This window comes from Acidaminococcus sp. (assembly GCF_057597765.1).
Genome location: NZ_DBMBXK010000001.1, coordinates 232560 through 238934, shown reverse-complemented (window position 1 = coordinate 238934; position 6375 = coordinate 232560). Strand labels below are relative to the sequence as shown.

Genomic DNA, 6375 nt, shown 5'->3' with positions numbered 1-6375 from the left:
GGATCCACCTGTTCCCATGCCGAACACAGCAGTTAAGCCCTTATACGCCGAAAGTACTCGACTGGAAACGGTCCGGGAGGATAGGGAGCTGCCGGTTAAGAGAAAAGGCCTGCATCGAAAGATGCAGGCCTTTTTGTCGCGGGTCGCGGGCTGTGAGTCACGGCCCACGACTGGGGTTGTGAATATTTCACAACCCCTTATCCATTCTGGATTTTTTTCATATATTCCAGCAGTTTGTTGGTGAAATCTTCCAGGTATCTGGGCCTTACCTGGGCTTTCAGCCGGAGAATGCTGGAGCGCATGGTGTGGGTCTCACCGGCTATGTAGAAGGCCAGCAGGGGGTCTTCCTGATCCTTCTGGACTTCCCGGATCAGAGGATAGGCCAGCACATCATTGCAGAAGGTGGCTGTATGGCCCAGCCGGCACAGCTGGATCTGGGTGCTGATGTCGCTGATGGAAATGGGCTGGGGGCAGTCCAGATGATTTTCCCGAAGGCAGCTCTGGACCAGTTCCAGCAGGGTGCTGTGTTCCCGATTGCCGATCAGGGGAAAAGGCTTGAATTCCTGAAGGGAGATGGTATTTCCTGTTTTCCAGTTTTCCGGGGAGAAGGTACCCAGATGATACTGGCAGAAAAAAGAAAGGGTGCCCACTACCATCAGTTTCTCTTTGCCAATCAGCTTCTCTTCCAGGAAGGGATCAGAAGGTGCATCCAGCCCCAACACCAGATCCAGCTGCTGGGTTTTCATCAGTTGGATATGTTGGACTGTATCCCCCAGGGTGATGGAAATGTGGACTTGTGGATAAGTCCCGTGGAATGTTTCCAGAAAACGGGGCAGCAGGAGACGGGCCCGGGAGGTACTGATCCCCAGGCGGATCTCCCCGATTTCTCCCGCCTCGATTTCCTGGATCCGATGGCCCAGGCTTTCTTCCAGGTGCTGGATCTGCCGGAGGGTGCTGACCATGGCTTTTCCTGATTCCGTCAGCTGGAGATGCCTGCCCCGGAGGAACAGTTTCGTATGGAGCTGTTTTTCCAGTTTGCTGATATGCTCGCTGAGACACTGCTGGGTTACAAAGGCCCGTTTGGCTGCCTTGGTGAAATTCATCTCTTCCGCCGCCAGCAGAAACATTTTTTGCGCCAATTCCATGGGACCGCCTCCTTTTTCTGTATTATACTACAATCTCCAGCTTGTAATAACACTGAAATCTATTTGTTTTTCTTTGTATAAGTTTCGTCGTATACTGTAGTCACAAAGAGAAAACAAACCAATCTGCAGGAAAACAAGGGAAGGGAGAGATCCGTATGGAAAAGAAAGTTTTTACGATGTGGGAAATGAATCTGGGCTTCCGTCCCAAGGATTTCCAGAGCGTATGGGGGGCCGTAATCCAGAAGAACAGTCCGAAGCAGTCCTGCCCCAAGGTAAAGGCAGCCAGACAAGGGCGTGGGCCTGTGGATTTTGAATCCAGTGCCTGGTCGGTATAAAAGAAAAAGAAGAGGAGCCGTTGCCTATGGGACGGCTCCTTTTATGTTATAATAATCCCATTATACAGGAGGTGAAGATATGGGCCGTCGGGTGCTTTGGGTTTTGCTGGTGGTGTTGCTGGGGTTCATCTGGGGGCACTCTCTCCAGAATGGGACAGCTTCCCAGGCCGAGAGCCAGTCGGTGCTCCATCTGGCCCTGGCCCGGTGGGGCAGTCTGCCGGGGATGGGGTATCTGAATTTCTACACCATCCGGAAACTGGCCCATCTGACGGAATTCACTGCCCTGGGCATGGTGCTGACCGGCCTTACAGGACGGGGCCTTCCGGCGCTGCTTCTGGGAGCTGCGGCAGGGGCCGTGGACGAATGCCTCCAGCTGTTCAGCCCGGGCCGCAGTGCCCAGGTGTCGGATGTGCTGCTGGATACCCTGGGAGTGTTTGTGGGTATCCTGGCAGTACAGCTGCTGTGCCGGCTGTGGGAAGAGAAATAATAAGGAAACCGAAGGAGAATGATATGACAAGACTGGAACAGCTGAGCCGGGAACTGGTGGATGTGGTGGTGAACCTGGGGTATCCGGCGGAACTGGGAGAACTGATGGCCCAGAACCTGGGGACGGAGAGCACCGTGGAACGGATGACCCAGTACCTGATCCACGTCCAGCCCCCTACGGCAGAAGAAATGGTGGACGAAATGCTGGCCATCTGCGAAGAACGGGATAAATGGGTCCAGAAGAAAAAGAATGAGTATTACAACCGGAAAGTGAACGAATGGATCAATCGGTGAGAGGGGGCTGTTGCATAGGCAACAGCCCCTTGACATCTCTCCCTTTTCCGACTATGATATACACATTAATTACTAGTAAAATAATATGAATTAAAAGGGAGCGATGAGATGTTGGGAAAAGGTAAGATCCGTTTGTTTTTGACGGGATTGGTTGCGGCAGCCCTTTTGGCGGCCGGATGCGGAGGCAGCGGTGCCGACAAGAAAAGCGCCGACAGCGGCAAGCCCATCAAGATCGGGGCTACGGCCGGGCCTCATGCGGATGTGGTCCATGCGGTGGCGGAAGAAGCCAAGAAGCAGGGGCTGAACGTGGAAGTGGTGGAATTCTCCGATTACATCACTCCGGACAAAGCCCTGGCAGAAGGGGACCTGGATCTGAACAGCTATCAGCATGCGCCCTTCCTGGCCAACTTCAACAAGCAGAACGGTACCAAGCTGGTGCCCATCGGGAACACCATCCTGATGCGGATGGGCATCTACAGTGACAAGATCCATGATCTGAAAGATGTGCCGGACGGCGCCACGGTGGCTATCCCCAACGATCCCACCAACGGAGGACGGGGCCTGGCACTCCTGGAAAAAGCCGGCCTGATCAAACTGAAGGAAGGGGTCGGTTTCAAGGCTACCGTAAACGATGTGGTGGACAACCCCAAGAACCTGAAGTTCAAGGAACTGGAAGCGGCCCAGCTGCCCCGGAGCCTGGCGGATGTGGACCTGGCAGTGATCACCATGAACTATGTTATGAGCTCCGGTATGGACGTGAAGAAACAGGGGCTGTTCTGGGAAAAGGATGATGAACCTCTGGCCGTGATGGTACTGGTAGCCCGGGAAAAGGACAAGGAAAAGGCGGAATACAAAAAAATCGCCGAAATCTTCCATTCCGAAGCGGTGAAGAAGTTCATCGAAGAAAAATTCAAAGGGACGATTGTACCAGCGAAATGAAAACAGGGGGTGCTGCATATGCAGCACCCCCTGTTCGTGACCCAAAAAGAGGCTGTTGCATTTGCAACAGCCTCTTTTATCATTTCAATAATGGTGCCGAAGGCCGGACTCGAACCGGCACGCTTTTAGGGCGCTTGATTTTGAGTCAAGTGCGTCTGCCAATTCCGCCACTTCGGCAAGCGTGATGGGTATCACAATAAAATTATTTTAGCATGGGGTTGGAACCATTGTCAAGAGAAAAAAGGGCTTTACTTTCCCTGGTCCGTGTCCACCAGGGTTTCAGCTCCCAGACGGACGGGGCCGCCGATGGTGAGGGAAATGATTTCTCCGTCTTTCCAGTCGGCCTCAATATCGATCCGGCCTCCTGGTTCCTGGAGGGTGGCGGCCAGGGACCGTTTCTGACGATGGGCCAGGGCGGCAGCCACAGCAGCAGATCCGCTGCCGCAGCTTTTTTCGTGGTACAAGGTACCGGTAGCGGATACATAGACAATGGGGATCACTTTCAAGGTGCTGATTTCCACCAGCATCAGCCCATAGGCTTCCGGTTCCGTTCCCCGGGAAATTTCCCGCTGGAGAGAATAGAACAGCTGGTCCTGGTCCACTTCGTCCACATTCAGGGTAAAATACACATAATGGGTGATCCCGGGCAGGACCACTTCCTGGCATTCCACACTTTCCCGTTCATAAGAAAGACGAATCTTCCCAATGGACAAAGGGGGCGGCAGCTGAACTGTGGCATCGTAGAGATTTTCCCGGATCTTTTTGGCAGAAACCGGGAGGGGAGTGGGACAGCCGCTGCAGGTGACCTGATATTCTCCTTCTTTCTTCCCCTGGTAGAAGAGGGCACAGGCACCGGCAGAACGGGTGGCATTTCCGCAGAATTCCCCACCCATCATCTCCACCTGGGGCTGGTCTTCCTTAAAGGAAAGACACCCTACCTGCTCCACAGAAGGGTCAAGGGCCAGCAGCTGCCGGTTCAGTTCTTTACGGTTTTCCTGAGGGACCGGATCCAGCACATACAAGGTTATGTTGCCGCTGGGATCGGCCTGAATGGTACGGACTTTCATAGCAACTTCCTTTCTTGGAAAAGAACCATTTATACAACGAATTCTTAAAATACTCTCATAATTAAATCCTATATTTTATATTATAGCGATTTGCCCTGTATTATACAAGGGAAAAAGCGGACTTTTGAGTAATTTCTGAAAACAACAAGGCGGGAGGTTTTTGTGTTAGAATAAGGAATGTGTTTTTTGCCAATCTACTTTAATGATACAGGAGGTTTCATTGTTGCATTACCGTAAATCTTTATGGAGTTGGCTCTGTGCCGGACTGTCCCTGCTGCTTCCCCTGGGAGCCCAGGCTTCGGTCCAGGATCTGGCCTGGCAGGATGGGGTGCCGGCCTATGAGGAAGTAAAAGGGACCATTACCCATGACGGTCCCAAACTGATTTTTTCCGACAGCCCGGAAATGGTGGGAAAAATCGGGATCATGTACCGGGATACGGTGGAGGGGCCGGTGCGGCTTTTCTTTCATCATGTAAACGACACCCGTACGGACAAACGGCTGGCGGTGCTGCTCCGGCGGACTACCTTGCGGCCCAGCCTGGTTAACTTGGGGAAGAACGGAATCTCCCGTCCCAATGAGGACTGGCTGGAAGCCGGGAAGGAAGCCCAGGAACGGTATTACAGTTCCACCCCCAACGGCCGGAAATTCTTCCTCAGCGGGCCCCGGGATATCCTGAACAACGGGAAGGGGTACATTCTCCATCCTCAGGAACTGGTCACCGGGATTGTGGATCTGAATTTTGAAAGACCGGTGGAAGTTTCCTTTATCATGATGCCGGTGGATGCGGATCCAAGGGTATCTGCGGAAGTCTATTCCATCCTGCCCCCTGATGAAGGAGGCCATGTGCTCCGGGGTACTTTTGAAGGGGCCAATGTCCATGTGACCCTGCAGGATGCTTTTGATACGGATAAGGGAACCATCTGGGGCCTGGAACTGGCAGACGACAACAAGGATCCCTATGTACGGGGCATCGATGTGACCCGGAATGAACCGGTGGTCAACTATGGGAACTACGGGGTCATGTACGACGTGAATTTCCGGACCCGGGGCAAGAATGATGCTCAGCTCCGGTTCAATCCCTATGGGGGCGCCTATGCTGGGTTTGGAGTACTTACCGCTCAGGGGGAAACTGCCCGGTACATCCGGATCCCGGATAACCGGCTGTCCTTTGGCTGGAACCATGACGGGGAAACCATGAAACTGGGGACGGTACCGGCAGGGAAAAGCGCTTCCTTCTACTTCTCTCCCCCCGGTTCTTCCAATCTTCCGGTGAGGATTTTCTGGGAAGGGAAGCATGATTCTCAGGTACAGAAGAAATCCGGACGGGTGCGGACGGCAGAACAGATCCTGGCAGAACGGTTGGCCCGGAAGGAACAGAACAAAACACAGACTAAAAGAAAATAATTATTAAAAACCCTTGACTATTTTCTAGGTTTGTTGTACTATATGGGTGTCAGGAAATGACAATGAAAAAAAGGGTACAAGACAGTTCCCCGGAAGGGGGAACAACAGAAAAAAAGGAGGATTTGACAATGGCTGAATTGAAAGGTTCTCAGACTGAAAAAAACTTATGGACTGCGTTTGCAGGTGAATCCCAGGCTTACAATAAATACGGGTATTATGCCAGTGTAGCAAAGAAGGAAGGGTACGAACGGGTAGCCAAGAACTTCCTGGAAACTTCCGGCAACGAAAAGGAACATGCCAAGATCTGGTTCAAGGCTCTCCATGGTGGCTCCATCCCTGATACGGTGGAAAACCTGAAGGATGCAGCAGCCGGCGAAAACTACGAATGGACTGAAATGTACAAGGAATTCGCAGAAACCGCTGAAAAAGAAGGCTTCAAGGATCTGGCTTACAAGTTCAAAGCCGTGGGCGCCATTGAAAAGCACCATGAAGAACGGTACAGAGCTCTGCTGAAGAAAGTGGAAGATGGCACCATGTTCCAGCGCAGCGAAAAGACCGTGTGGATCTGCTCCAACTGCGGCCATATCGTGGAAGCGGAAAAAGCACCGGAAGTATGCCCGGTCTGCGCTCATCCCAAATCCTATTTCATGGTTAACTGTGAATGCTTCTGAGCCTGAAAAAAGCCCCCGGGAAGGGGGCTTTTT

The 6375-nt window shown here is 52.6% G+C and carries 8 protein-coding genes, 1 tRNA gene and 1 rRNA gene; 7 read left to right on the top strand and 3 right to left on the bottom strand.

Translation table 11 applies throughout. From position 1 onward, the window contains the following. A 5S ribosomal RNA gene (gene rrf / locus ACZOF8_RS01165) occupies positions 1 to 97 on the top strand; the annotation flags it as partial. A gap of 100 nt (positions 98 to 197) precedes the next feature. On the opposite strand, the gene ACZOF8_RS01160 is transcribed toward rrf, so the two are convergent. Then, complete coding sequence (locus ACZOF8_RS01160) at positions 198 to 1145, bottom strand: LysR family transcriptional regulator (protein ID WP_487426474.1); 948 nt, start codon at positions 1143 to 1145, stop codon at positions 198 to 200. A gap of 155 nt (positions 1146 to 1300) precedes the next feature. On the opposite strand from ACZOF8_RS01160, the gene ACZOF8_RS01155 reads away from it, so the two are divergent. The 4 genes from ACZOF8_RS01155 to ACZOF8_RS01140 all read left to right on the top strand — a co-directional run bounded on the left by ACZOF8_RS01155 (position 1301) and on the right by ACZOF8_RS01140 (position 3199). Beyond that, positions 1301 to 1480, top strand: a complete 180-nt coding sequence (locus tag ACZOF8_RS01155) for a hypothetical protein (protein WP_022487433.1) — start codon at positions 1301 to 1303, stop codon at positions 1478 to 1480. 79 nt (positions 1481 to 1559) lie between these two features. Continuing rightward, complete coding sequence (locus ACZOF8_RS01150; protein ID WP_022487434.1) at positions 1560 to 1967, top strand: VanZ family protein; 408 nt, start codon at positions 1560 to 1562, stop codon at positions 1965 to 1967. 23 nt (positions 1968 to 1990) lie between these two features. Further along, on the top strand, positions 1991 to 2260 hold the full coding sequence (locus tag ACZOF8_RS01145) for a hypothetical protein (RefSeq protein ID WP_022487435.1): 270 nt from the start codon (positions 1991 to 1993) through the stop codon (positions 2258 to 2260). Positions 2261 to 2368: 108 nt separating this feature from the next. Continuing rightward, positions 2369 to 3199 (top strand): MetQ/NlpA family ABC transporter substrate-binding protein, encoded by an 831-nt coding sequence (locus ACZOF8_RS01140; RefSeq protein WP_441369053.1) that lies wholly within the window; start codon positions 2369 to 2371, stop codon positions 3197 to 3199. Between the two features lie 91 nt (positions 3200 to 3290). Here the strand turns inward: ACZOF8_RS01140 and ACZOF8_RS01135 are convergent. After that, a tRNA-Leu gene (locus tag ACZOF8_RS01135) sits at positions 3291 to 3376 on the bottom strand. Positions 3377 to 3447: 71 nt separating this feature from the next. Next, positions 3448 to 4266, bottom strand: a complete 819-nt coding sequence (locus ACZOF8_RS01130) for a histidine racemase CntK family protein (RefSeq protein WP_022487431.1) — start codon at positions 4264 to 4266, stop codon at positions 3448 to 3450. Between the two features lie 223 nt (positions 4267 to 4489). Here ACZOF8_RS01130 and ACZOF8_RS01125 point away from each other — a divergent pair, with 223 nt between their 5' ends. Further along, a complete protein-coding gene (locus ACZOF8_RS01125; protein WP_154488426.1) occupies positions 4490 to 5671 on the top strand; it encodes a copper amine oxidase in 1182 nt (393 codons plus the stop codon). 128 nt (positions 5672 to 5799) lie between these two features. Then, positions 5800 to 6342, top strand: a complete 543-nt coding sequence (rbr, locus tag ACZOF8_RS01120) for a rubrerythrin (RefSeq protein ID WP_022487429.1) — start codon at positions 5800 to 5802, stop codon at positions 6340 to 6342. Positions 6343 to 6375 lie beyond the last annotated feature (33 nt).